The sequence below is a fragment of the Shewanella decolorationis genome (assembly GCF_004354305.1).
Lineage (GTDB): Bacteria > Pseudomonadota > Gammaproteobacteria > Enterobacterales > Shewanellaceae > Shewanella > Shewanella decolorationis.
Map to the genome: position 1 here is coordinate 4,595,979 of NZ_CP037898.1, position 26,755 is coordinate 4,622,733.

Annotated in this window: 23 protein-coding genes; 12 read left to right on the top strand and 11 right to left on the bottom strand. The window is 47.0% G+C overall.

What is annotated here, in order from left to right:
• The first annotated feature begins 143 nt into the window (after positions 1-143).
• Positions 144-452, top strand: coding sequence for an ArsR/SmtB family transcription factor (locus EYR25_RS20625; protein WP_023266030.1), 309 nt, complete (start codon positions 144-146; stop codon positions 450-452).
• A gap of 55 nt (positions 453-507) precedes the next feature.
• Here EYR25_RS20625 and hemG read toward each other — a convergent pair whose 3' ends face one another.
• The 4 genes from hemG to pepQ all read right to left on the bottom strand — a co-directional run bounded on the left by hemG (position 508) and on the right by pepQ (position 4,518).
• Positions 508-1,032 carry a menaquinone-dependent protoporphyrinogen IX dehydrogenase gene (hemG, locus tag EYR25_RS20630; RefSeq protein WP_133182602.1) on the bottom strand — a complete coding sequence of 175 codons (525 nt, stop codon included), beginning with the start codon at positions 1,030-1,032 and terminating at the stop codon, positions 508-510.
• Between the two features lies 1 nt (position 1,033).
• A complete protein-coding gene (locus EYR25_RS20635) occupies positions 1,034-2,491 on the bottom strand; it encodes a TrkH family potassium uptake protein (protein WP_011620857.1) in 1,458 nt (485 codons plus the stop codon).
• 77 nt (positions 2,492-2,568) lie between these two features.
• Entirely contained in the window at positions 2,569-3,183 is a 615-nt protein-coding gene (locus EYR25_RS20640) for a YigZ family protein (RefSeq protein WP_133182604.1), read from the bottom strand.
• A 15-nt stretch (positions 3,184-3,198) separates the two neighbouring features.
• Positions 3,199-4,518 carry a Xaa-Pro dipeptidase gene (gene pepQ / locus EYR25_RS20645; RefSeq protein WP_133182607.1) on the bottom strand — a complete coding sequence of 440 codons (1,320 nt, stop codon included), beginning with the start codon at positions 4,516-4,518 and terminating at the stop codon, positions 3,199-3,201.
• Between the two features lie 443 nt (positions 4,519-4,961).
• Here pepQ and fadB point away from each other — a divergent pair, with 443 nt between their 5' ends.
• The 5 genes from fadB (at position 4,962) to EYR25_RS20670 (ending at position 12,654) form a co-directional block, all read left to right on the top strand.
• On the top strand, positions 4,962-7,112 hold the full coding sequence (gene fadB / locus EYR25_RS20650; protein ID WP_133182609.1) for a fatty acid oxidation complex subunit alpha FadB: 2,151 nt from the start codon (positions 4,962-4,964) through the stop codon (positions 7,110-7,112).
• 22 nt (positions 7,113-7,134) lie between these two features.
• A complete protein-coding gene (fadA, locus tag EYR25_RS20655; RefSeq protein WP_133182611.1) occupies positions 7,135-8,298 on the top strand; it encodes an acetyl-CoA C-acyltransferase FadA in 1,164 nt (387 codons plus the stop codon).
• Between the two features lie 254 nt (positions 8,299-8,552).
• Positions 8,553-8,798: a sulfurtransferase TusA gene (gene tusA / locus EYR25_RS20660; RefSeq protein WP_023266036.1), complete on the top strand. Its 246-nt coding sequence runs from the start codon at positions 8,553-8,555 to the stop codon at positions 8,796-8,798.
• A 35-nt stretch (positions 8,799-8,833) separates the two neighbouring features.
• Positions 8,834-9,271, top strand: coding sequence for an MOSC domain-containing protein (locus EYR25_RS20665; RefSeq protein WP_133182613.1), 438 nt, complete (start codon positions 8,834-8,836; stop codon positions 9,269-9,271).
• A 194-nt stretch (positions 9,272-9,465) separates the two neighbouring features.
• The gene (locus EYR25_RS20670; RefSeq protein WP_133182615.1) at positions 9,466-12,654 is read left to right on the top strand and encodes an amidohydrolase family protein; all 3,189 of its coding nucleotides are present in this window, start codon (positions 9,466-9,468) and stop codon (positions 12,652-12,654) included.
• Between the two features lie 84 nt (positions 12,655-12,738).
• On the opposite strand, the gene EYR25_RS20675 is transcribed toward EYR25_RS20670, so the two are convergent.
• A complete protein-coding gene (locus EYR25_RS20675; RefSeq protein WP_023266039.1) occupies positions 12,739-13,314 on the bottom strand; it encodes a DNA-3-methyladenine glycosylase I in 576 nt (191 codons plus the stop codon).
• A gap of 118 nt (positions 13,315-13,432) precedes the next feature.
• On the opposite strand from EYR25_RS20675, the gene glyQ reads away from it, so the two are divergent.
• Entirely contained in the window at positions 13,433-14,338 is a 906-nt protein-coding gene (gene glyQ, locus EYR25_RS20680; RefSeq protein ID WP_011070431.1) for a glycine--tRNA ligase subunit alpha, read from the top strand.
• Positions 14,339-14,347: 9 nt separating this feature from the next.
• Positions 14,348-16,414, top strand: coding sequence for a glycine--tRNA ligase subunit beta (gene glyS, locus EYR25_RS20685; RefSeq protein ID WP_023266040.1), 2,067 nt, complete (start codon positions 14,348-14,350; stop codon positions 16,412-16,414).
• A 74-nt stretch (positions 16,415-16,488) separates the two neighbouring features.
• Here glyS and EYR25_RS20690 read toward each other — a convergent pair whose 3' ends face one another.
• Both EYR25_RS20690 and EYR25_RS20695 read right to left on the bottom strand, forming a co-directional pair.
• Positions 16,489-17,532: an HDOD domain-containing protein gene (locus EYR25_RS20690; RefSeq protein WP_133182617.1), complete on the bottom strand. Its 1,044-nt coding sequence runs from the start codon at positions 17,530-17,532 to the stop codon at positions 16,489-16,491.
• 158 nt (positions 17,533-17,690) lie between these two features.
• Positions 17,691-18,539, bottom strand: coding sequence for a LysR family transcriptional regulator (locus EYR25_RS20695; protein ID WP_133182619.1), 849 nt, complete (start codon positions 18,537-18,539; stop codon positions 17,691-17,693).
• A 126-nt stretch (positions 18,540-18,665) separates the two neighbouring features.
• On the opposite strand from EYR25_RS20695, the gene EYR25_RS20700 reads away from it, so the two are divergent.
• Complete coding sequence (locus tag EYR25_RS20700) at positions 18,666-19,322, top strand: glutathione S-transferase family protein (RefSeq protein WP_133182622.1); 657 nt, start codon at positions 18,666-18,668, stop codon at positions 19,320-19,322.
• Between the two features lie 69 nt (positions 19,323-19,391).
• Here EYR25_RS20700 and gyrB read toward each other — a convergent pair whose 3' ends face one another.
• The 4 genes from gyrB to dnaA all read right to left on the bottom strand — a co-directional run bounded on the left by gyrB (position 19,392) and on the right by dnaA (position 25,573).
• Complete coding sequence (gene gyrB / locus EYR25_RS20705) at positions 19,392-21,809, bottom strand: DNA topoisomerase (ATP-hydrolyzing) subunit B (protein ID WP_039977532.1); 2,418 nt, start codon at positions 21,807-21,809, stop codon at positions 19,392-19,394.
• Positions 21,810-21,825: 16 nt separating this feature from the next.
• Positions 21,826-22,908 (bottom strand): DNA replication/repair protein RecF, encoded by a 1,083-nt coding sequence (gene recF, locus EYR25_RS20710; RefSeq protein ID WP_086903526.1) that lies wholly within the window; start codon positions 22,906-22,908, stop codon positions 21,826-21,828.
• 161 nt (positions 22,909-23,069) lie between these two features.
• A complete protein-coding gene (dnaN, locus tag EYR25_RS20715; protein WP_133182625.1) occupies positions 23,070-24,170 on the bottom strand; it encodes a DNA polymerase III subunit beta in 1,101 nt (366 codons plus the stop codon).
• A 20-nt stretch (positions 24,171-24,190) separates the two neighbouring features.
• Positions 24,191-25,573 (bottom strand): chromosomal replication initiator protein DnaA, encoded by a 1,383-nt coding sequence (dnaA, locus tag EYR25_RS20720; RefSeq protein WP_011715304.1) that lies wholly within the window; start codon positions 25,571-25,573, stop codon positions 24,191-24,193.
• Between the two features lie 445 nt (positions 25,574-26,018).
• On the opposite strand from dnaA, the gene rpmH reads away from it, so the two are divergent.
• Genes rpmH through yidD form a run of 3 tightly spaced genes read left to right on the top strand, consistent with a single transcriptional unit; the run spans position 26,019 to position 26,754 of the window.
• Positions 26,019-26,156 (top strand): 50S ribosomal protein L34, encoded by a 138-nt coding sequence (rpmH, locus tag EYR25_RS20725; protein ID WP_011070423.1) that lies wholly within the window; start codon positions 26,019-26,021, stop codon positions 26,154-26,156.
• Positions 26,157-26,176: 20 nt separating this feature from the next.
• The gene (gene rnpA / locus EYR25_RS20730) at positions 26,177-26,533 is read left to right on the top strand and encodes a ribonuclease P protein component (RefSeq protein WP_007652336.1); all 357 of its coding nucleotides are present in this window, start codon (positions 26,177-26,179) and stop codon (positions 26,531-26,533) included.
• On the top strand, positions 26,500-26,754 hold the full coding sequence (gene yidD / locus EYR25_RS20735) for a membrane protein insertion efficiency factor YidD (RefSeq protein ID WP_011624661.1): 255 nt from the start codon (positions 26,500-26,502) through the stop codon (positions 26,752-26,754). Before rnpA ends, yidD begins: the two co-directional genes overlap by 34 nt.
• Position 26,755: the final 1 nt, after the last annotated feature.

Sequence of the window (26,755 nt, forward strand, 5' to 3'; positions counted from 1 at the left end):
AAACCCCTGATAGGATCACAAATCAGCGTTGTCTCATATTCTGAAATGCAAAAATTGAGATCTGAATTGCCGAGCAGTATGATTGCGTATAGAAACATCTTCAATTAGAATTATCTAATCAAAAGCGATAAAGTGAGTACCTTATGCAAAATGATATTGATGTAAATGCAATGGTAACGAATGCGGAAAGTGCGGCTAAATGGCTCAAAGCCATAGCGAATCCTTATCGCTTAATGATTTTGTGCCTATTGCTGGATAAAGAGCTGAGCGTAACCGAGCTGAATGAGACTGTGCCTTTAAGCCAATCGGCACTATCACAGCATTTGGCGGTATTGCGAGCCGAAGACTTAGTCGATACCCGTAAGAGCTCGCAGATTGTGTATTACAAGCTTAAGAATGAGCAAGTCACCCAAGTGATTTCGATTCTCCACAGCCGTTACTGCGCCGTATAAATAGTGTCTGGCGGTAACAATAAAGCCCTAGCTTGAGACTAGGGCTTTATCATTTTTACAGCTTGCTAAAGTGTGCCCCAAAGGCTTCGACTTTACCCCAGTCGGTAAACTCGAAGGTGCCCTTCAGATCGGTTGGTCCCTTGGTCATCCACATGATAAAACGGATCATAGTGCGGTCGAATAAGCCGTATTTAGGGTAATCAATTTTGCCGGCAAACACCGCCAATTGCTGTGGCTGCCACAGGGATAATTTGAGGAACTTTTGCATATAAGGATTGGTTTCTGGCGTGTTCTTTAATGGCTTGCGCGCCACCACATTCACGGTAAAAAAGCCGTTGATTTTACTGTCCAACACAGCATGATTGCGATTCACAAACTGGTAGAGATCGGGCCTATGTTTGCCATAACGAATACTCGCGCCAATCAACACCTTATCGAAATCGGCAAGGCTTAGGGCTTCGGCCTGTTCTAAACTCACTAAAGACACTTGCTCACCCGCTTGTTCGGCAAGCGATTTGATTTTGCGACAGATTTCCAGTGTTTGGCCATCGATTGTCGAATAGATGATTAGTGTCTGCATGTTAATCCCTCCAGAAAGTTGGCGTGAACAAAATCAGCAAGGTAAAGACTTCAAGGCGACCAAATAACATAGCCACCACCAGCACCCATTTGGCACCATCACCAATACTAGCGTAGTTGCTTGCTACTTCCCCAAGCCCTGGGCCGAGGTTATTTAAGCAGGCCGCCGTGGCACTAAAGGCGGTAATATCGTCCAGTCCCATGGCCATCAGTGCTAACATACACAGCACAAAGACTAAGGCGTAGGCGGAGAAAAAACCCCACACGGCATCGACAACCCGATCAGGTAATGCTTTGGAGCCGATACGAATTGAGAACATCGCCTTAGGGTGAACAAGACGTTTAAGTTCGCGTGAACCTTGCAACAGCAGCAGGATAACCCGGATCACCTTAATCCCACCCGCAGTTGAGCCACCACATCCACCGATAAAGCTTGAGAAGATCAATAGAATCGGCAGGAAAAGCGGCCACATATGGAAGCTTTCGGTACCAAAGCCTGCGGTCGTCGCTACCGAAACCGCTTGGAATAAGGCGTGATCTAAGGTTTCTTCTGGCGAGTCATAAATCCCTGAGTGATAAAGGGTTAAGAAGCAAATCGCCGTTAGCACCAACTGAATCGCCACCAGCATCTTGAACTCAGTATCTCGGAAATAGACTCTAAAATTGATCCCGCGGCGCGAAAATGCCGCAAAGTGAACGCTAAAGTTCACCGCTGAGACAATCAAAAAGAACACACAAATCAGGTTGATCACTGAGCTATCGAAGTATCCCATACTGGCATCGTGGGTCGAAAAGCCCCCGATGGCGATGGTCGAAAACGAGTGACACACGGCATCGAATACGCTCATCCCCGCCAACCAATAAGCGCCCGCACAGGCAATGGTTAGCAATAGATAGATGTACCATAACGCCTTGGCCGTTTCGGCAATCCTCGGCGTCATCTTACTGTCCTTCACGGGCCCTGGGATCTCGGCGCGATACAGCTGCATGCCCCCAACCCCAAGCACTGGCAGAATCGCCACAGCTAGAACGATGATCCCCATACCGCCGAGCCATTGCAGCATATGCCGATAAAACAAGATTGCCTTAGGCAAGGAGTCCAGTCCGACAATGACTGTGGCTCCCGTGGTGGTCAGTGCGGAGAAGGATTCGAAAAAACTGTCGGTCCAGCTGAGATCGGGTTGGCTTGAGAAGATAAAAGGCAAGGCACCGATGGAGCCAAGAACGGTCCAGAACAGGACCACAATCAGAAACCCCTCGCGGGTTCGCAATTCCTCTTTGCAGCGACGATTAGGGTACCAGAGCCAAAAACCGATAAATAAGCTGACAAAAAATGCCTGAATAAACGCAGTACCACCGCCATCGTTATACCAAATGGCGATTAAGGCTGGCGGCAGCATAGTGATGGAGAACAGGCCGATAAGCAGACCTATGATTCTTATTATGGTTTTGTATTGCATTCCGCTTGTTCAATTATTCCATTGGCTGCAAAGGTATTTTCAGCATTTTGCATATTTTGGCATAATTTACGCAGGCATCACAGCTCAAACTCTGCGCACAGGCTGCCCTGACTCAAAGTAGCCAACGATTCATTCAATATGCCCTGCTGTTGTTTGCCTATTTCAAAATGGATATCAACGGCTTCGGCAAATTGCTTATCTATGATCACCGCCTCTAACTGCTGCAGTAGATGTTCAACATCCCTTAATTGGGTGTAATCACAATGCAGTTTTGCTGGATAACGTAATTGCTTCACTCGCGTCGGCAATTGCCCTAAACCTTGGCGTAATCCCGAGGTATAGGCACGTACTAAACCGCCCACGCCTAACTTAGTACCACCATAGAAACGCACAACCACGGCACCGACTTCACCAATATTCGCACCTTGCAATACTGCGAGCATTGGACGACCTGCACTGCCCGCAGGCTCTCCATCGTCACTCGAACCGATGGCAATGCTGTCGTTGGGTGCTCCAGCAATAAAGGCATAGCAATAATGACTAGCGCCGGGATAATCTCGCTTTATGTCAGTAAGTACTAACTTCAATTGTTCTAAACTCGTGCAATGAAATAGAAAAGAGATAAAGCGGCTATGCTTTATCTCTTCTTCTATCTGCACATTTTCACTCGGTATCAGATAACTTTCGAGCACTCGCTCTCCCTAAACTCACGCTAAGCCCAGTTCGCGGGTCATATTTTCGTTTCGATCTTGATGCACAATCACATTATCCTCGATACGAATACCACCGAAAGGTCGCAGCTCATCAACGGTGCGCCAATTGATCTGCTGGCCACGGCTATCTTGTTTTAGCTCATTGAGTAACGTGTCGATAATGTACAAACCTGGCTCCATGGTAAGCACTTGGTTTGGAGCCAAAATGCGGGTGCAACGCAGGAACGGATGAGCCTCAGGGGCCGGAATATGGGTACCACGCTCATCGAAGGCAAAACCTCCCACATCATGCACTTGCAAACCTAACATATGACCGAGTCCGTGGGGGAAGAAGGCACTTGTAATACCTTGGTCGACTAAACCTTGGGCATCGCCCGTGGCTAACTCAAAATCCAACAGCATTTGCGCGACTTTGCCATGGGTCGCCAAATGTAAATCGGGATAACGCACACCCGGACGCATCATATCAATCAGTTCGAGCTGCGCCTTATTCATGGCAGTGATTAATTCGTCGAAACGATTCTTCTCAAACGCATAGGTACGAGTGATATCCGACGCATAGCCAAAGTAACTGGCACCCGCATCGATTAAAAAAGATAAGCGGCGCACCGGATTTTGATGCTCAAGCGCGGTGTAATGCAAAATCGCCGCATTTTGATTTAAGGCTATGATATTACCGTAGGGCACTTCGTTCTCGCCCTGTCCCACGGCTGATAAATACTGCTGCTGAATTTCAAACTCGCTCGCACCGTTATAGAAGGCATTTTTAGCCGCTAAATGCCCTTGCACCGCAATCTGGTTGGCACGGCGCATACATTCGAGTTCATATTCGGTTTTAGTAGTACGGTGGAAATGCAGGTAGCTCATCACAGAGTCAGGATTGCGACTGGTGAAACCCAGCACCTCAGCCACATCTAAATGCTCACCCAAATACGCCCAGTTGGCGATATCGCTAGGCAATAGCTCGGCAACTTTATCGGCCTTAGTGAGTAACTTGATCTCAAAATGCTCAGTCCAGAACATCTCCGGCACGTCCGACACCTTATGCCAAAAATCCACTGGGCGATAAAAAATCAGTTGCGGCTTATCGCGCCCATTCACCACCAACCAGCAATTAGGGTTATCCAACACGGGTAACCAAGCCTTGAAATGGGGATTGGCTTTAAACGGGTAATTTATGTCGTCCAAAAACATTCGATGTGGCTGACCCGAGTGGATCACTAAACCAGATAATGCTTCACGCGATACAATTTCAGCGACTCGACGATTAAGCTCGGCGATGTGGGCATGATAGTGATGAGCCAAGTGATCCATGTGTCATATCCTGTAATGAACGATAGTTAATAAAAAAACCGCAAATCTGACTAAGCCATACAGGCTCAGTGTTTTCCTTCGCTAATGCCCTATTATGTCGCAGGTTAGCAAATTATCGATTTAAGCCTATGCTTTTAATTCTAAAAATAAAATTATCCATTTAGCCAGCGAGCAATATCGCTAATGTACAAATTCCCACCACGTACTCTTTAGCGTAATCTGGCACTTCTACACTTTGTGCAGTGTATCACAAAGCTTAAAATTCACTCTAGCCGACAAGAAATTAAACAGTCGTTTAAATTGGGTGTTGTAATTTATCGAATTTCGAAGCACACTGGCACACAACTGGTCAAATGATGGCCGAAGCTGCTGTGAGATAGAGAGTCGTACTAACACCAACAGATAATGGTGGGTATCACTTTTAAGCCAAAAGGAAGCAAGCAATGATCTACCAAAGTCCTACAATTCAGGTTGAGTTACTCGAGGATAATATTGCCAAGCTGTGCTTTAACGCACCCGGTTCGGTGAACAAATTCGACAGAGAAACACTCGCCTCACTCGATGCCGCATTAGACAGCATTAAACAACAATCAAACATTCAGGCCTTAGTGCTGACCTCAGGTAAAGATACCTTTATCGTGGGTGCCGACATTACTGAATTTTTAGGCTTATTCGCACAGGATGATGCGGTACTGCTCTCTTGGGTTGAACAGGCCAACGCCGTATTCAACAAACTCGAAGATTTACCTTTCCCAACCGCTTCAGCGATTAAAGGTTTCGCCTTAGGCGGCGGTTGTGAAACCATTCTGGCAACGGATTTCCGTATCGCCGACACCACGGCCAAAATCGGTCTACCCGAAACCAAACTAGGTATCATCCCAGGCTTTGGTGGCACAGTGCGTTTACCTCGTGTGATTGGTGCAGATAACGCCCTTGAGTGGATCACCACGGGTAAAGACCAACGTCCAGAAGATGCCTTAAAAGTAGGCGCGGTTGACGCCGTTGTTGCGCCAGAGGCTTTAGAAGCCGCTGCCATTCAAATGCTAAAAGATGCAGTTGCCGAAAAGCTTGATTGGCAAGCCCGTCGCCAACGTAAGATGTCACCACTGACCTTACCAAAACTCGAAGCCATGATGTCTTTCACGACCGCTAAAGGTATGGTTTTCTCTGTCGCTGGCAAACATTATCCTGCACCAATGGCGGCGGTAAATGTAGTTGAGCAAGCGGCGACCAAAGGCCGCGCCGACGCACTGCAAATTGAGCATCAAGCATTTATCAAGTTAGCGAAAACCGATGTAGCCAAAGCGTTGATCGGTATCTTCTTGAATGACCAATTAGTCAAAGGCAAGGCTAAGAAAGCGGGCAAGCTCGCTAAAGATGTGAAAAGCGCCGCCGTATTAGGTGCTGGTATCATGGGTGGCGGTATCGCTTACCAAAGCGCCAGCAAAGGCACGCCAATCGTGATGAAGGATATCGCTCAACCGGCATTAGATTTAGGTTTAGGCGAAGCCGCCAAACTGTTATCTGCGCAAGTTGCTCGCGGCCGCTCTACCCCAGAAAAAATGGCTAAGGTGCTGAACAACATCACTCCAGCCTTAGACTATGCTCCAGTTAAACATGCTGACGTGGTCGTCGAAGCCGTCGTTGAGCATCCAAAAGTGAAGGCACAAGTACTGGCGGAAGTTGAGCAATACGTGAGTGAAGATGCGATTATCGCCTCTAACACGTCAACTATTTCAATCAACCTGCTCGCGAAGAGCATGAAGAAACCTGAGCGCTTCTGCGGTATGCACTTCTTCAATCCTGTGCACAAAATGCCATTAGTTGAAGTTATCCGTGGTGAGCACAGTTCTGAAGAAACCATCGCATCTGTTGTTGCCTATGCCAGCAAAATGGGTAAAACCCCAATCGTTGTAAATGATTGCCCAGGTTTCTTCGTTAACCGCGTACTCTTCCCTTACTTTGCTGGCTTTAACGGCCTGCTCGCCGAAGGTGGTGACTTTGCCGCTATCGATAAAGTGATGGAAAAACAATTCGGCTGGCCAATGGGCCCAGCTTACCTGCTAGACGTTGTCGGCCTAGACACAGGTCACCACGCGCAAGCGGTAATGGCCGAAGGCTTCCCCGACCGTATGGGCAAATCCGGCAATGACGCGATTGACGTGATGTTCGAGAACAAACGTCTCGGTCAGAAGAATGGTAAAGGCTTCTACGCTTACTCTGTAGATAGCCGCGGTAAGCCAAAGAAAGATGTCGACCCAACCAGCTACGAGCTGCTGAAGGCCGCCTTTGGTGAGCAAAAAGCATTCGATGCGGATGAAATCATCGCCCGCACTATGATCCCAATGATTATAGAAACTGTTCGCTGTTTAGAAGAAGGCATTGTGGCATCGCCTGCCGAAGCGGATATGGGTTTGGTCTATGGTTTAGGTTTCCCTCCATTCCGTGGTGGTGTATTCCGTTACTTAGATACTATGGGCGTAGCGAACTTTGTCGCCTTAGCTGATAAATACGCTCACTTAGGTGGTTTGTATCAAGTCACCGACGCCATGCGCGCCCTTGCAGCCAACAACGGTAGCTACTACCAAGCCTAATTAGCGGGAAAGGAATTTAATTATGAAACAAGCTGTTATCGTAGATTGCATTCGTACTCCTATGGGCCGTTCTAAGGCTGGGGTGTTCCGTAATGTACGTGCAGAAACACTCTCTGCCGAATTAATGAAAGGTCTATTACTGCGTAACCCGCAATTAGATCCCAATACTATTGAAGATGTCATTTGGGGTTGCGTGCAGCAAACCCTAGAGCAAGGCTTCAACATTGCCCGTAACGCTTCATTGCTTGCTGGTATCCCGAAAACCGCTGGCGCAGTGACAGTCAACCGCCTATGTGGTTCTTCAATGGAAGCCATCCACCAAGCCGCTCGCGCCATTATGACTGGCATGGGCGACACCTTTATCATAGGTGGTGTTGAACATATGGGCCACGTGCCCATGAACCATGGTGTGGACTTCCACCCAGGTTTAGCCAATAACGTCGCCAAAGCGTCTGGCATGATGGGTTTAACCGCAGAGATGTTAGGTAAGCTTCACGGCATCAGCCGTGAGCAGCAAGATGCTTTTGCTGTGCGTTCACACCAACGCGCTTACGCTGCCACAGTTGAAGGCCGCTTTGCCAAGGAAATCTATGGCATCGAAGGCCATGATGCTAACGGCGCACTGATTAAAGTGCTTCACGATGAAGTGATTCGCCCAGAAACCTCAATGGAGTCATTAGCGGCGCTGCGCCCAGTATTCGACCCTGCAAACGGTACTGTTACTGCGGGTACCTCTTCTGCATTATCTGACGGAGCTTCGGCAATGTTGGTGATGGAAGAATCTAAAGCACGTGCTTTGGGTCTACCAATCCGTGCCCGTATCCGCTCAATGGCTGTGGCAGGTTGCGACGCGGCAATTATGGGTTACGGTCCAGTACCTGCAACTCAAAAAGCTCTTGCTCGCGCTGGCATCACAATCAATGATTTAGATGTTATCGAACTGAACGAAGCGTTTGCTGCTCAGTCTCTACCATGCGTTAAAGACCTTGGTCTGATGGACGTTGTAGATGACAAGATCAACCTGAACGGTGGCGCAATTGCGCTTGGCCATCCACTGGGCTGTTCTGGTGCACGTATTTCGACAACGCTGATCAACCTGATGGAACACAAAGATGCGACCTTAGGTTTAGCCACTATGTGTATCGGTTTAGGCCAAGGTATTGCGACCGTTTTCGAACGAGTCTAATCACATCTAAATATCACTCTAAAAAGCCGGACACACTCTCCTGTTCCGGCTTTTTTATTTTATGCAGCTTTAAAAATTATCATCGTGAAATAATTTGTTCCACGTGAAACATCTTGCCAATCCTTATTATTGGATAAATAAAACAGAATAAACCCAATTAACCGCTCCATCACAAAATCAGACCACCAACTTGGTTTATCCAAACCACTGGAGTAACATTAGCCAATTCTGTTTAACCGTTCAGTCGAGGTCATATGAACGACGTATTCTCAACCGCACAACACAAACTGGATGCTCTTGGTTTACGCTGCCCAGAACCGGTAATGATGGTGCGTAAAACGGTAAGACAAATGGCACAAGGTGAAACACTGCTAATTATCGCTGATGATCCTGCGACCACACGTGATATTCCTAGTTTTTGTGAGTTTATGGATCACACCTTAATCGCTAGTGAAACCAACCAAACACCCTATCAATATTTGATTAAAAAGGGACTCTAAGTCCCAACATCGACATTAGGATAAGGACATCAGAAATGCCGAAACTAGTTGCTATCGCCTACAAAACAGTTAAACGTGGACCAATGAACGAAGTGCTGTGTGCAAATGTTACTCAGCACCGCGGTGTCGAAAAAGATGTATTTGGTCACCCAGGTAAACGACAAGTGACCGTTCTTTCAGTGCAGCAGTGGCAAGCAGCCTGTCAAAGCATAAATGCGGATTTAGTTTGGACTATTCGCCGCGCCAATCTATTAGTAGATGGGTTAAGTTTTAGCCCTGCTGATGTGGGCAAACAATTGCGCATCGGTGATTTAAGCTTAGAAATTACCGGTGAAACCGATCCATGCAAGAAGATGGAAATGGCGCACCCAGGATTAGAATTGGCCCTCACTCCAGATTGGCGTGGCGGCGTAACCTGCCGCGTCCTCAATGACACAATGATCCATCTCGGTGATCCCGTGACATTAGACTAGTCATCAACTAGCGGAGAGTAAGGCGCATTACTCTCCTACAGCTTTATCCCCTCAGTGTCCTCCCCGGTCATTAATTGAAACAGTATTTCCATTTTCCTTACTGGGTATTTATGCGATAACTTAGTTCAGCATTAACAAAAATTTATCTTTTCCGACAACAATAAAAACCTAAAATAACGATAACAGGACATAACATGTTGAAACCTAAGCTGACACCGCTTTATATCGCCCTGATGCTTGGCCTTAGTTCCCATACCGTACAGGCAACAGACACCCAGAAAACCAGTTGGGACGTCAATGCACCAGCCAATGCCCCTCTAGAGAAAGTGACCATAGATGTAACCGAAGGCACTTGGATGAACATCAGTGTCAGCCCAGATGGTAAACATTTAGTGTTTGATTTACTGGGGGATATTTATCAAATCCCCGTCACTGGTGGCGAAGCTAAGCCATTAGCCCAAGGCATAGCATGGCAAATGCAGCCGGTATATAGTCCTGATGGTAAACACATTGCCTTCACCTCAGATGCGGATGGCGGCGACAACATTTGGATTATGGATGCCGACGGCAGCAATCCACGCACAGTTACGACGGAAACCTTTCGTTTACTCAACAGTCCTGCGTGGAGCCCTGATTCGCAATATTTAGTCGGTCGTAAGCATTTTACTGCCAGTCGTAGTTTAGGTGCCGGCGAAGTCTGGCTCTACCATGTCGCAGGTGGCGAAGGTGTTAAACTCACCGAACGTCCTAACGATGAAAAGGATTTAGGTGAGCCAGCCTATTCACCCGATGGTCGCTATATCTATTTCAGTCAAGATGATACTCCGGGGAAAACCTTCCATTATTCCAAAGACTCAGTAAACGGCATCTATAAAATCAAGCGCTACGATACCCAAACGGGTGATATTAAAATCTTGATCGAAGGAACTGGTGGCGCCATTCGTCCAACACCGAGCCCTGATGGCACCAAACTGGCGTACATTAAGCGAGATGATTTCCAATCATCTTTGTATTTACTCGATTTGAAATCCGGCGAAACGACTAAACTGTATGGCGATTTAGACCGCGATATGCAAGAGACTTGGGCTATCCACGGTGTCTATCCCACCATGGCTTGGACTCAAGATAACAAAGATATTTTTTTCTGGGCTAAGGGCAAAATCAATCGCCTAAATGTTGCCAATAAAACGGTCACCAACATTCCCTTCAGCGTAAAAACCCAGTTAGAGGTTCAGCCTTCAGTACTCTTTAAACAAGATATTGATAAGGATGTATTCGACGTAAAAATGCTGCGAATGGCACAAGTTTCACCGGATGGCAGCAAAGTTGCCTTCGAAGCATTGGGTAAAATCTGGTTGAAGACACTTCCCGATGGCAAGATGTCACGCTTAACCGAGTTAGGTAACGACATTGAAGAACTCTATCCTCAGTGGTCGCGTGATGGCAAAAATATTGTCTTCACAACTTGGAATGACCAAGACCAGGGTACAGTACAAGTGATCAGTGCAAAAGGTGGTAAAGCGAAACAACTTACCACAGAACCAGGCAAATACGTTGAGCCCACCTTTTCTCCTGATGGCGAACTTGTGGTGTATCGTAAAACCCAAGGTGGACATCTAACACCTCGCACTTGGTCGCAGGAACCCGGCCTGTACAAGGTTGATTTAAAAACCAAACAAAATAAGAAAATCACTGCAGAGGGTTATCAGGCACAATTCGGCGCTTCAGCAAACCGCATTTTCTTTATGAACACAGGTGAAAACGACACGCCACAGCTTGCCTCAATTAACCTAGATGGGTTTGATAAGCGCGTTCACTACAGCAGTAAGCATGCAACCGAATTTAGGGTTTCACCCGACGGCGAACAATTGGCCTTTGCCGAACGTTTTAAAGTTTGGGTAACCCCCTTTGCTAAACATGGTGAAACGGTTGAAATCGGCCCTAATGCCAGCAATCTTCCCGTCACACAGTTAAGTGTGCGGGCTGGCGAAAGCATCAGTTGGAATAGCAAGAGTAACCAACTCTATTGGACTCTTGGCCCAGAACTGTACCAAGCCAATGTTGATTCCAAGTATCTCAAAAAGGATGAGCAAGCTAAGCCAAGTATTATTAACTTAGGCTTTACAGAAAAGGCCGATGTTCCACGTGGAACAGTCGCCTTTGTCGGCGGCAAAGTGATCACCATGGAAAATGACCAAGTCATAGATAAGGGTGTAGTGATCGTCAAAGACAATCATATTGTTGCCGTTGGCAATGCGAATACAGTGATTCCAAAGGATGCGCAAGTTATCGATATTAGTGGCAAATCCATTATGCCTGGCTTGTTTGATGCCCATGCCCACGGCGCCCAGGCCGATGATGAAATCGTGCCACAACAAAACTGGGCACTCTACTCTGGCTTATCCCTAGGAGTGACAACCATCCATGATCCGTCGAACGATACCACGGAGATATTTGCTGCCTCTGAACAGCAAAAGGCGGGGAACATCGTTGGCCCGCGGATTTTCTCCACAGGAACCATTCTTTATGGCGCCAATGCACCCGGCTACACATCGCATATCGACTCACTCGATGATGCAAAATTTCATTTAGAGCGACTCAAAAAAGTCGGCGCCTTTAGCGTTAAGAGCTACAACCAACCGCGTCGTAATCAAAGACAACAGGTTATCGCCGCTGCTCGCGAACTCGAAATGATGGTAGTACCTGAGGGTGGCAGCTTGCTACAACATAACCTGACCATGGTTGCCGATGGCCATACAACCGTAGAGCACTCGTTACCCGTAGCGAGTATTTATAACGATATTAAACAGTTCTGGAGCCAAACTAAGGTCGGTTACACTCCAACCTTAGTCGTCGCCTACGGCGGTATCTCAGGTGAAAACTATTGGTATGATAAGACCGATGTATGGGCACATCCACGTTTGTCTATGTATGTGCCAAGCGATATTTTGCAGGCTCGATCAATGCGTCGCCCCCACGCCCCAGACAGTCACTACAACCACTTCAATGTTGCTAAAGTGGCTAATGAGTTTAATAAATTAGGCATTCATCCAAATATTGGCGCCCACGGTCAACGTGAGGGTTTAGCCGCACATTGGGAAATGTGGATGTTCGCCCAAGGCGGCATGAGCAATATGGATGTGCTGAAAACAGCAACCATCAACCCTGCCACCACCTTCGGTCTAGAGCATCAACTTGGTTCAATTAAAACCGGTAAGCTTGCGGACTTAATCGTTATCGATGGCGACCCATTAGCGGATATTCGAGTCACAGATAAAGTCACTTATACTATGGTCAATGGTAAGTTGTTTGATGCTGAGTCGATGAACCAACTCAATGGTAATAAGCAACAGCGTAAGCCTTTCTTCTTCGAGAAAATTTAATCTCAGCAAGTAGGAATAACAAAAGGCATGTTCCACGTGGAACATGCCTTTTATTTTGGATGTTAACTCAATTAGATTAGTGACTTATTTGCCACCACAGCAAGCATCATAGGCAATGCAATCAACTAGATGATCGTTCACCATTCCCACCGCCTGCATAAAGGCGTAACAAATCGTTGGGCCAACAAAGTTAAAGCCAAGCTTTTTTAATGCCTTCGACATGGCCTCTGATTCAGGTGTTTGCGCAGGCACCTGCGACATGGAAGTAAATTGATTCACCAAAGGCTTACCACCAACAAAGCTCCATAGAAATTCAGAAAAATCTTTGCCATCCGCAGTGTAGGCTAAGTATCCTTTTGCATTACGAATAATCGAATGGATCTTAAGGCGATTACGCACAATGCCTGGGTTAGCCATCAACTCCTCGACTTTAGCGTCGTCAAAAGTTGCAATCACAGCCGGCTCAAAATCCGCAAAGGCTTGTTCGTAGTTTTGCTGCTTCTTTAAGATAGTAATCCAAGACAACCCCGCTTGTTGCCCATCTAAACAGAGCTTGGCAAACAACTCCTTCGAATCATAAACTGGACGCCCCCACACCTTATCGTGGTACTCACGATATAAGGGATCATCGCTGACCCAATTACAGCGGATTTCTTCCATGGCCTATCTACCTTAACGTTTTAACGAAGAAGGTAAAAAATAACCTACATAAGCAGAGATCTACAAGGTATAATCGAAACCATTTTCTATTAAAGCTGACGGCAGTAGACAAGTAGACATGACGACGAAACACGACGTAAAAACATTTCAGGGTTTCATTCTAACCCTACAGGAATATTGGGCACAGCAAGGCTGTGCAATCGTTCAACCTCTAGATATGGAAGTCGGTGCGGGTACATTCCACCCACAAACTTTCCTACGCTCTTTAGGGCCTGAGCCAATGAGCAGTGCCTATGTGCAGCCATCGCGCCGCCCTACCGACGGCCGTTACGGTGAAAACCCAAACCGTCTGCAGCACTACTACCAATTCCAAGTCGTGTTAAAACCGTCACCGGATAATATCCAAGAACTCTATTTAGGTTCTCTGCAAGCTCTTGGTATTGATACGCAAATCCATGATATCCGTTTTGTGGAAGACAACTGGGAATCACCAACGCTAGGCGCTTGGGGTCTGGGTTGGGAAGTCTGGTTAAACGGCATGGAAGTGACTCAGTTTACTTACTTCCAACAAGTCGGCGGCTTAGAGTGTAGCCCTGTCACAGGTGAAATCACCTACGGTTTAGAGCGTCTCGCCATGTATATCCAAGGTGTGGATAGCGTGTACGACCTCGTATGGACCGACGGCCCTATGGGTCGCATCACCTACGGCGATGTGTTCCACCAAAACGAAGTTGAGCAATCGACCTATAACTTTGAACACGCAGACGTCGACTTTATGTTTGCCCTGTTCGATCAATGCGAAAAGATGTGTCAGCATTTATTGTCGCTTGAAAAACCATTACCTCTACCCGCCTATGAGCAAGTGATGAAAGCCTCACACGCCTTCAACCTGCTCGATGCACGCCACGCCATTTCAGTGACTGAACGTCAGCGTTATATCCTGCGCGTTCGTACCATGGCTAAAGCCGTTGCTGAATCCTATTATCAGGCACGCGAAGCGCTTGGCTTCCCAATGTGTAAGTAGAGGTAACACATGAATTTTGAAAACTTACTCATCGAGTTAGGCACTGAAGAACTGCCGCCAAAGGCGCTGCGTAAACTAGCTGAGTCTTTCTTAGCGAACTTTACCGAAGAATTAACCAAAGCCGATTTAGCTTTTAAATCAGCTGTTTGGTATGCAGCACCCCGTCGTCTCGCGATTAATGTGACAGAACTAGCGCTTGCTCAAGCGGACAAAATCGTTGAAAAACGCGGCCCAGCTGTCAGCTCAGCCTTTGATGCCGAAGGTAAACCAACAAAAGCTGCTGAAGGTTGGGCACGTGGTAACGGTATTACTGTCGATCAGGCAGAACGTTTAGTGACCGATAAAGGTGAATGGCTGGTTTATAACGCCAAAGTCGAAGGCGTTGAAACTAAGAGCTTAATCGCTGCGATGGCGCAACGTGCGCTGGATAAGTTACCCATTCCTAAGCCAATGCGCTGGGGAAGCAGCAAGACACAATTTATTCGTCCTGTTCACACCGCCACTATGCTGTTAGGCAGTGAGTTAATCGAAGGTGAATTACTCGGCATTAAATCGGCGCGTAATGTTCGTGGTCACCGCTTTATGGGTACAGGCTTCGAGCTTGACCATGCAGACAACTACCTGACGCTACTGAAAGAAAAAGGTAAAGTCATCGCCGATTACGAAAGCCGTAAAGCCTTAATCAAAGCCGATGCAGAAAAAGCGGCCGCTAAGATTGGTGGCACCGCCGATATCGAAGATGACCTGCTCGAAGAAGTCACCTCTTTGGTTGAATGGCCAGTCGTATTAACCGCAAGCTTTGAAGAGAAGTTCTTAAACGTACCTTCAGAAGCCTTGGTTTATACGATGAAGGGCGATCAGAAATACTTCCCAGTATTCGATGATGCCGGTAAGTTACTGCCAAACTTCATCTTTGTCGCGAACATCGAATCAAAAGATCCGGCGCAAATCATTGCGGGTAACGAGAAAGTGGTTCGTCCACGCTTGGCCGATGCCGAGTTCTTCTTCAATACCGACAAAAAGCACACGCTAGAATCACGTTTATCGAGTCTTGAGACCGTCTTGTTCCAACAACAACTCGGTACCTTAAAAGACAAAGTTACTCGTATATCTGCCCTAGCCGCCTTTATTGCAGAGCAAACTGGCGCTAACGCCGTTGATGCAGCGCGTGCTGGTTTATTGTCTAAAACTGACTTAATGACCAATATGGTGATGGAGTTTACCGATACTCAAGGCACTATGGGCATGCATTACGCCCGCCTAGACGGTGAAACAGAAGCCGTCGCCTTGGCCATGGAAGAGCAATACAAGCCCAAATTCTCTGGCGATACGGTTCCGACTGCAGCGGTATCTTGCGCAGTAGCCTTAGCGGATAAACTCGATACCTTAGTCGGTATCTTCGGTATTGGTCAGGCACCTAAGGGCGCTGCCGACCCATTCGCACTGCGCCGTGCCGCTATCGGTGTGTTACGCATTATCGTTGAGAACAAGTTGCCACTGGACTTAGTGACCCTGATAGCTAAAGCTCAAGAACTCCATGGCACCAACTTAAGCAACGCGAATGCAAGCGATGAAGTGCTTGAGTTCCTAATGGCGCGTTTCCGTGCTTGGTACCAAGATAAAGGTATCGAGGTTGACGTGATCCTCGCCGTATTGGCACGCCGCCCAACTCGCCCTGCTGATTTTGATAGCCGTATCAATGCGGTATCACACTTCAGAAGCTTAGAAGCCTCTAGCGCTCTGGCAGCAGCGAATAAGCGTGTGTCTAACATTCTGGCGAAGGTGGAAGGTGAATTACCCACCGCGATTAACTCAGCTCTGTTAGCCGAAGCAGCAGAACAAGCATTAGCCGCTAAGCTTGCCGAACTGCAACCTCAACTCGCTCCGCTGTTCGCTAATGCTGATTACCAACAGGCATTAACACTGCTGGCGAGCTTACGTGAGAGTGTTGACCAGTTCTTCGAGGACGTGATGGTTATGGCGGATGACGAAGCATTGAAAAACAACCGTTTAGCACTGCTAAATAACCTACGTGAACAGTTCTTACATGTAGCGGATATTTCTCTGCTTCAGTAAATCGCACGTTAGACGTTAGGTTAGAGTGCCAATAAAAAACGCGCTTATAGCGCGTTTTTTATTGGCTGCAATTATTAAAACTGCTGAAGTTTCTCGTGCAACGCTTCGAATTGAGCGGGCTCGAGTCCAACCAAGGCTAACAAGTTGCTCAGCATGTCAGCAGGCAATTTACCCGCTTGCTGCAGCATCGAAATCTCACTGATGATATTGGCGCGCCAAACCACAGCAGCAATTCCCTCATGCGGCCGTGTGTGGACATGGGCTAATTTATCCAGCTCGGTTTCAAAGGTACTTGGCAATTGCCAATGCTTTGCTAACAAAGCACTTAAGGTGAGTGATTTTGCTGTCATCACTTGTCGGAATAACCAAGAATTTGGCTGCTCCCCAGGCTCTGCTTGCACAAAGGCATCGAGCAACATTTTAAAGATGGCGAGCTTACCCACATCATGCAGTAATCCTAATAGGAATGCCGTGTCTCTATCTTCTTCACTCAGTTCACTGGTTAAAAAGGCCACCTGCATCGAATGACGCCAAATTTCGGCACCAAAGCGACGAAAATAAATGGGTTTAATATCGAGCATTTCACGCACTAGGCAACTCGTCACAAAGCGGCGTAACTGCTCACGGCCGAGCTGCACTAAAGCCTGCTGCAGGCTGGTGACCTCTCTATCTCCACGCTTAAAGGCTGGTGAATTACACAGCTTAAGCACTTCGACGCTCAGTAAAGGATCTTTCTCGATTAACGCCAACAAGTCCTTAGTATCAAACTGTGGCTCAGCTAATTTACGGTCTAATTCCAAAACCTTAGAGGGAAGCTTAAGCACCTTTTCTGCTATCACTTGTGGCGATGCTAAGGCCAGCTCTATTTCAGCCATAACACGCCGTTCAAGGTTATTGGCAACGCCACCAGCATCTTTGGTTCTGGCGGGAAACAACAGGCTGTAAAACAGCGCCGCAAGGTCGATACTCACCACGGTATCAACGGGTTCTTCTTGGCGTTTAGGGGCTGAAACTTTGTCCAACGATTTACTGAGATCGGTTTGACTAAAGCTTTTAGGCCGCTCCAGTGTTGTCTCTTCGCGGATATTAAAAATTTTATTAAATATGGACTTAATCAAGACGTTCCAACCTATAAGAGCTGAGTTAACTGACCCTGCATAATTATCAGTCCATTGTAGTTCATATACTAGTGGTCACATCATGTATTACGCGCAGCTTTACTATATGTCCCTAGACTTAAGGCTGCATTATCAAATCGAATGTTTCACGTGAAACCTTATTCCAAGTAGCCTTGATAGGCTCGCGCAATTTGCTTGGCCAACTCCGCATTTATGGGTGAATAAGCTTTCGCGGAAATAACTAGTGCGACGGCGACCACAGGCAAAGGTGGAAGAGTTTCAGAATCGATAATATTCAGTGGTGCCGATACACTGCATTCGGCCATGGCACTAATGGCCAAATCCTTAGCCACTATTGCTTTAAGAGCCGCAGCACTGCTGCTACAGGCTAACAACTGATAATGCCTATCTTGCTTCATTAATCCATCTAACGCCGCGATATGGAATTTACAATCCTTTTGGAAAAGCGCTATAGGTAAGGGATCGGCATCACTCAAGTTCGAATCACTCGCGCTCACCCAAACGCCTTTCGAGGTTTGTAATAAGTAGCCTTCATCGGACTCGGGCAAACGAGTCACTATCGCTGCATCGAGCTGCCCAGAATCCAGCATGATCCGCAGCTTTTGGCTCGAGGCGCAGGTAATTTGAAGATCGAGTTGCTTAATTTGACCATGTAACAACGCCACTATCCGCGGCAACACGGATTCGGCATAGTCATCGGGACAACCTAAATGCAATTGCGTGCCGACTTGGGTCTGCTTAATGCTTGTGACAGTCTCATCGTGCAATTGCAGTAATTGCTTAGCGTACAAACCCAAACGTTGGCCTTCGGTAGATAGAACTAAGTTTCGCCCCTCTTTTACAAAGAGCGTTTTTCCCAACTCTTGCTCTAAGCGCTTCATTTGCATACTGACGGCAGATTGAGTCTTATAGGTTTGCATTGCCGCACGGGTAAAACTCCCGGTATCGACAAATGCCACAAAGCTGCGCAGCGCTTCTATTTCCATAATATTTCCTATCTGAGGTCAGCCTATCTATTCATTTTGCTGATAGATAACATCAAATCTATTCGTTAGTCATGCAAAGTACAAGTGCCTATATTGATAAGCACAACCCCAAACAGGAAGGTGAAAATGGAACTCTACATTGGCAATAAAAACTACTCTAGTTGGTCGCTCCGTGCTTGGTTAATGGCTGCAAAATCAGGTATTCAGTTCGATGAAATCCTACTACAGCTCGATACCGAGAGCTTTTATCAGCGGCTCAAATCCATTTCGCCTACCCTAAAAGTTCCAACACTCATCGATGGAAATATCACGGTTTGGGATTCGTTGTCGATTTGCGAATATATCAACGATACTTATCTTTCAGGTTCAGCCTGGCCACAAGACCCGAAACAAAAGGCCAAGGCTCGCTCCTTCGCCTGTGAAATGCATTCAGGCTTTCATGCCCTGCGAAATGCCCTGCCGATGAATATCCGTGCCCATCGTTATGTCGAATTAAGCCCTGCCGTATTGCAGGATATTGCCCGTATCGACAGTATCTGGTCACAGCAAATGGCAGAGTTTGCCAGCGGCCAAGGCACTTGGTTATTTGGCAAGTGGTCGATAGCCGATATGATGTTTGCGCCGGTTGTGATGCGCTTCTTCACCTATGAGATTGAAGTCTCCCAAGCGAGTCGAGCCTATATGGAATTTATTGTGAGCCAGCCGGAAATGCAGGCCTGGATACAAGCCGCCAAAGCCGAGACTGAAATAGTGGACATCGACGAGGCTGGTGTTGATAGGTAGTTTTCAACCAAACAAAAAGGGAAAGCTTAGCTTTCCCTTTTTATCAATCGCTAACGATACATCTAGATGTTAAACGTCTAAGTTAGCCACGTTCAGCGCGTTGGCTTCGATAAAGTCACGACGTGGTTCAACTTGGTCGCCCATCAAACAAGTAAACAGCTGATCCGCACCAACGGCATCATCAATCGTCACTTGCAGCATGCGGCGAGATTCAGGATCCATCGTGGTTTCCCACAATTGCTCAGGGTTCATCTCACCCAACCCTTTATAGCGTTGGATATAGAGGCCACGCTTGGCTTCGCTGATGGTCCAATCTAACGCTTCAATGAAGCTACCCACTTCCTTCACACGGTCGCCACGTTGTACATAACCACCGACTTCAATCAGGCCTTCAAGTGCCGCACCTAACTTACCAATGCGTTGGTAGTCAGTTGATTGGAAGAAGTCGTAGCTGAACAAGTAGTGTGTATCGATACCGTGTTTACGGATAGTGATCTTCGGCAGATACACTTTGCGCTCAGGATCGAGCACAGGCTCACCAGAATACAACACACCGCTGTTTTCTAATTCCACAAGCTCATGGATAAAGGCGTCGATCCATTCCTTCATCTTGCCTTCATCCGCCAACATCTCGTTGTTGATCATTGGATGATAAAGCATGCGGTTGGTGATCTGCGTTGGGTAACGTTGCTCTAAACGGGCCACAATCGCTTCCACTTCACGGTACTGAGTCACTAAACGCTCTAATGGCTCACCCGACATACCAGGCGCACCTTGAGATGGGTAAATGCTAGTACCATCTAACGCTTGAGTAGTTAAATACTGAGTCAGTGCCGCTTCGTCTTTCAGATATTGTTCTTGCTTACCTTTCTTCACTTTGAATAAAGGCGGCTGAGCAATATACACATAACCACGTTCTATCAGTTCAGGCATTTGACGGAAGAAGAAGGTCAACAGCAAGGTACGAATGTGCGAGCCGTCGACGTCAGCATCCGTCATGATGATGATGTTGTGGTAACGCGTCTTATCCGGGTTGTATTCATCGCGACCAATACCACAGCCAAGCGCGGTAATTAGCGTGGCAACCTCTTGAGAAGAAAGCATTTTATCGAAACGCGCTTTCTCAACGTTTAAGATTTTACCTTTCAGTGGCAGAATCGCTTGGTTCTTACGGTTACGTCCCTGCTTAGCGCTACCGCCAGCAGAGTCACCTTCCACTATGTAGATTTCTGAAAGACCAGGGTCTTTCTCTTGGCAATCCGCCAGCTTACCTGGCAAACCACCTAAATCGAGCGCGCCTTTACGACGGGTCATTTCACGGGCTTTACGCGCCGCTTCACGGGCACGGGCCGCATCGACAATCTTACCGACGATTAACTTAGCATCGGCTGGATTCTCCAGCAGATAGTCGTTTAGCTTTTCACCCATGGTTTGTTCAACCGCGGCTTTCACTTCGCTAGACACTAACTTGTCTTTGGTTTGCGAGCTGAACTTAGGATCAGGCACTTTAACTGAAATCACGGCCGTTAAACCTTCGCGGGCGTCATCGCCTGTCGCGTTAGTTTTGCCTTTCTTGTTATAGCCTTCGTTTTCCATGTAGTTGTTGAGGTTACGTGTCAACGCACTACGGAAACCCGCTAAGTGAGTACCACCATCACGCTGTGGAATGTTGTTGGTAAAACAGAAAATGCTTTCTTGATAACCATCGTTCCACTGCATCGCCACTTCAACGGTAATACCGTCGTCACGCTCTTGCATAAAGTGGAATACGTCTTTGTTTACTGGCGTTTTATTACGGTTCAGGTAATCAACGAATGCGCTGATACCACCTTCGTATTTAAAGAATTCATTCTTATTGTCACGCTCGTCGACTAAGCGGATACCCACGCCTGAGTTGAGGAACGACAGTTCGCGCACACGCTTTGCCAGAATCTCGAAGTGGAACTCAACATCGCTGAAGGTTTCTTCACTTGGCCAGAAACGGATTTCGGTACCGGTTTTCGTCGCATCGCCGATCACTTTGATTGGCTCGTCAGGAACACCGTGGGTATAAAACTGTTCGTGGACTTTACCTTCACGGCGAATGGTTAACTGCAACTTTTTAGACAGCGCGTTAACTACCGACACACCCACGCCGTGCAGACCGCCTGACACTTTATAAGAGTTATCGTCGAACTTACCGCCCGCGTGCAGTACCGTCATGATCACCTCGGCGGCAGACACGCCTTCTTCCGGGTGAATCGCCACAGGAATACCACGGCCATCGTCGCGAACGGAGACCGAGCCATCCACATGGATAGTAATAGTGATATCAGTACAATGGCCGGCTAAGGCTTCATCGATAGAGTTATCGACTACTTCGAACACCATATGATGTAGACCCGTACCGTCGTCGGTGTCACCAATATACATCCCAGGTCTCTTACGTACTGCATCAAGGCCCTTAAGGACCTTAATACTCGAAGAATCGTAACTATTCTCTGACATATTATTCTCTCAATGGTTATTCAATTACCGTTACACGTCCCTGTTCCACATGGAACATCCTACTGGGAGGCGTGTGTAACGAATCGACTATTGCTGCAGGCTCAATGGCAGTGACAAACACTTGTGCACCTGTGTCCACTAGCTGCTTAAGCAATAGCTGCCTATGCTGTGCATCCAACTCGGATGGAAGATCATCCACAAGATAAATACTGTGTTTATCTATTTGTTGTTTGAGCAACTTTCCCTGTGCAATACGCAGTGCACAGACTAATAATTTCAATTGACCACGGGACAGGGCATCCTGCGCCGGTAAACTACCTACACGAAGTCTGAGGTCAGCTTTATGGGGACCGCTGACGGTATGACCCGTAGCCAAATCTCTGGGATATTGGGATTCGAGAAGTTGTGCAAAATCCGTTTTGCTATCCCAGCCGCGGGTAAATGAAACCTTAACATCTACCTGCGGTAAAAACTCCCCGATTATACCCTTAAGTAGCTCATTTAACGAGTCTACATAACGGTTTCGTATTTCTGTGACCTGCTCGGTATAACGGACAAACTCCCTATCCCAATATTGGATTTGATCATAGGAAGAATTATTCCTAAGTAGTTGATTTCGTTGCTTTAGAACTCGTCTCACGTTCACCCATGCCGCATAAAACTGTGGGTCGGAATGAAAGGCGCCCCAATCGATAAACTGTCGACGGGATTTAGGACCTTCAAACAGGAGCGAAAAGCTTTCCGGCGTGATCACTTGAATAGGTAAGGTTTCGGCTAAGGTCGATAGCCGTTTCACCTTTTCCCCGTCGATTTTGACTTCGGTTTCGCCACTACGGAAACGTCGCAAGCCGATTTTACTGTCGCCACGGGGCAAATTTAAGGTCGCAAACAGGGTTAACTTATCCTGTTCGTTATTGATCACTCGTTGAGATAAATGACTGCGAAACGAACGCCCCATACCGAGAAAGTAAATAGCCTCAAGTATGCTGGTTTTGCCACTGCCATTTTGACCGTAAATCAGATTGATCCCTTCAGTTGGGCTCAGCTGCGCCAATTGAATATTGCGAAAAGAATCAATATTAAGACGGATAAGACTCATGCGTTACTCATCAAACCGCATCGACGGCTTAGGCCAAGACTCAGAACAGTCATCATACCGCAATTCACATCCATCCGAGTAAATAAGGCAACAAGGGATAAGGCTTGAAGACATATACGCCGCTAAAAAGCGGCGTATGGCACAAAGTAGGCAATGGAATACTATAAGCGCATCGGCATAACCACATACATGGAATCTTCTTCCAAGTGGTTTTCCAATAAAGCACTCGAGTTACCATCGATAAGGGTGATACGCACATCATCGGACTTAAGGTTGTTTAACACATCCAATAAGTAACTGACGTTGAAACCAATTTCGAGTGGCTGATTGTTGTAATCCACATCGATGATTTCTTCCGCTTCTTCCTGCTCTGGGTTATTGGCGGTGATTTTCAGTAAACCCGCTTCTAACTGAATGCGTACTCCGCGGAACTTCTCGTTCGATAAAATAGAAGCACGGGTTAAGGCTTGCTTTAAGTGGTTACGGCTGGCGATAACGATTTTATCACCGCCTTTTGGTAACACACGGCGATAATCGGGGAAACGACCATCGACTAATTTACTGGTAAAAACTGTGGTGCTGGTGGTCGCACGAATCGCGTTATCGCCAATGGCAATCGCGATATCTAAATCATCGGCTTCCAATAAACGCGCCATTTCCATCACGCCTTTACGGGGCACGATCACTTGTTTCTCAGGCAATTGCGCATCTATGGTTCTGTGGCTTAAGGCTAAGCGGTGGCCGTCGGTGGCAATGGCACGCAGCACATTACCTTCGGTTTCGAGCAATAAACCATTGAGGTAGTAACGAACGTCTTGGTTCGCCATCGAAAACTGAGTCGCATCAATCAGTGACTTCAGCACGCCCTGCTTAAGAGAGAACTCGATTTCCGCCTGAAAGGCTTCCACATTGGGGTATTCTTCTGCGGGCAGGGTTGCAAGCGAGAAACGGCTACGGCCTGAGCGCAATAACCATTTGTTATCTTGCTGCTCGACCTTAAGCTCGCTTTGCTCGGGTAAGGATTTAACTATGTCTAACAGCTTCTTAGCAGGAACTGTAGTACGACCTTCTTCGATTTCACCATGAACGACCGCCTGGCCTACTAACTCAACTTCGAGGTCGGTACCTGTCATTTTGAGTGAGTGCCCACTAACTTCTACAAGGAGATTTGCCAAAATAGGCAAGTTATGGCGTCTTTCTACCGCACCACAAACCAATTGAAGCGGCTTTAATAGGGCGTCCCTATCAATTGAAAATTTCATAGTGTCCAAATTCCTTGATTTTAAGAAGATAAGGTTCTAATCAAGTTAGCATAATCTTCTTTAATGTCGTGACTCTCTTCCCGTAGCTGAGCAATCTTACGACAGGCATGTAACACTGTGGTGTGATCTCGACCACCAAAGGCATCACCAATTTCCGGCAAGCTCTGGTTAGTTAATTCTTTGGATAACGCCATGGCCACTTGTCTTGGGCGCGCAACACTGCGCGAACGACGTTTAGACAACATATCAGCCATCTTGATTTTGTAGTATTCAGCTACGGTTTTCTGAATGTTGTCTATAGTGACTAATTTTTCCTGCAGTGCCAAGAGGTCACGCAGGGCTTCACGCACAAAATCAATCGTAATTGGACGGCCAGTAAAGTTAGCGTTGGCGATAACGCGGTTTAACGCCCCTTCTAACTCGCGAACGTTCGAACGTAAGCGCTTAGCAATAAAGAAGGCAACTTCGTCGGGAAGATTAATGCCGCTCTCCTGAGCTTTACGCATCAAAATCGCCACACGAGTTTCAAGCTCTGGCGGTTCAATCGCAACCGTTAAGCCCCAACCAAAGCGAGATTTTAATCTGTCCTCGACCCCGTCGATCTCTTTAGGATAACGATCCGATGTAAGGATGATCTGATGATTACCTTCAAGCAGCGCGTTAAAGGTATGGAAAAATTCTTCCTGCGATCTGTCTTTATTGGCGAAGAATTGAATGTCGTCGATAAACAGGGCATCGACACTACGGTAGTAACGTTTGAATTCTTCGATCGCATTGTTTTGCAGCGCTTTCACCATGTCTTGCACAAAACGCTCTGAGTGCATGTACACGACTTTCGCATCGGGATTATTTTTGATGATGCCATTACCCACCGCATGTAATAAGTGGGTCTTACCTAAACCCGTACCACCATAAAGGAACAGCGGGTTATAGGCACCACCCGGATTTTCAGCAACCTGGAGTGCGGCCGCTTTACCGAGTTGGTTAGACTTACCCTCAACGAAGTTGTCGAATTGGTAAGTGGGATTGATATTGCTGCGATGATTAGCGTTAGCAACAGGCTCAGTGGTATTAAATGAAGTCCCTACCGAGGCTTTAGTTTGGGGATTGGGTACACGCACAGCCGCAACTGGGGCTGGCTCAGGCTTTTTCGCTGACGGACGGCTACCGATATCGAAACGTAACTTAGGTGCATCATTACCCATTTGCTCAGTAAAAAACTGATTAATGATATTGATGTACTTATCCCTAACCCAATCGAGCACGAAGCGGTTAGGCGCATAAAGCACCAAAGTATCTCCATCCATTTCGGCTTGTAACGGTCTGATCCACATACTGAACTGCTGAGCAGAAAGCTCGTCTTGCAGTCTTCCGATACATTGTTGCCAAAGTGAAACCGCCACTAAGTTATCCCCAAAAGATCATCAAAAAGAGGTGTATTCTATAGCGAGATCTCAATGATCGCTATCCTTAAAAAATAATTATCCCCAACAAGATCATTCTATGGAGATATCCCCGATCATCAAAGATCAAATTCGATCCTTTTATTCAACAAATAGGGCAAATCCCGCTTTATTAAGCGATCCACATTGATCTATAATGGCGCCCCTTTGATCTCTTGATAGATCCCCTTCACTACTACATGTAGTGCCAATACACAGAGTTATCCACATCTTCTGGTGTATGCGGGAAATTGATCAAAGGATACACGGGCAGAAATAAGCCACTTGCTGACTTTCGTTGTTGACGGGGACTGGTAAAGTGATTACAATTCGGCCTCTTTTTTACCCTTACCTCTGTCACCAGAGATAAGGATATGTTCACTTATAACAAAGACGGATTGCCATCATGAGTAAACGTACTTTTCAACCTAGCAACCTGAAGCGCAAGCGTTCTCACGGCTTCCGCGCTCGTATGGCTACTGCAGGCGGCCGTAAGGTGCTTGCACGTCGTCGTGCGAAAGGTCGCGCTCGTTTATCTGCTTAATAAGTTAAGTAGGTAACTAGTTGACTAGCTATACCTTTACGCGGGAGTTACGCTTGCTAACTCCCGCGCAATTTAAATCTGTATTCTCCAATCCCATCAAAGCTTCTTCTGCTGAAATCACTCTGCTTGCCATTCCTAATTCGGAACAACATCCGCGTTTGGGTCTTACTGTAGCTAAACGCTATGTAAAACGCGCCAATCAGCGTAATCGCATTAAGCGAGTTATCAGAGATAGTTTTCGCCTCAATCAACACGACATCCCTCACCTTGATATTGTTGTGCTGGTCAGAAATGGGGTGATGGAAATGGAAAATGCAGAGATCAACAAGTTGATAGAAAAGCTATGGCGCAAACTCAGTCGCCGCTACAATGGCTAGCAACCACGTTCATTCGTGGCTATCAAATCTTCATCAGCCCCCTCTTAGGGCCTCGATGTCGTTTCAATCCCACATGCTCGCATTACGCCATTGAGGCAATAAAAGTGCACGGAACCGCGAAAGGTTGTTGGTTTGCATTGAAACGCATATTAAAATGTCACCCTTTGCATCCCGGCGGTAGTGATCCCGTCCCCCCTAAAAATGACAGGTGTAATAAATAGG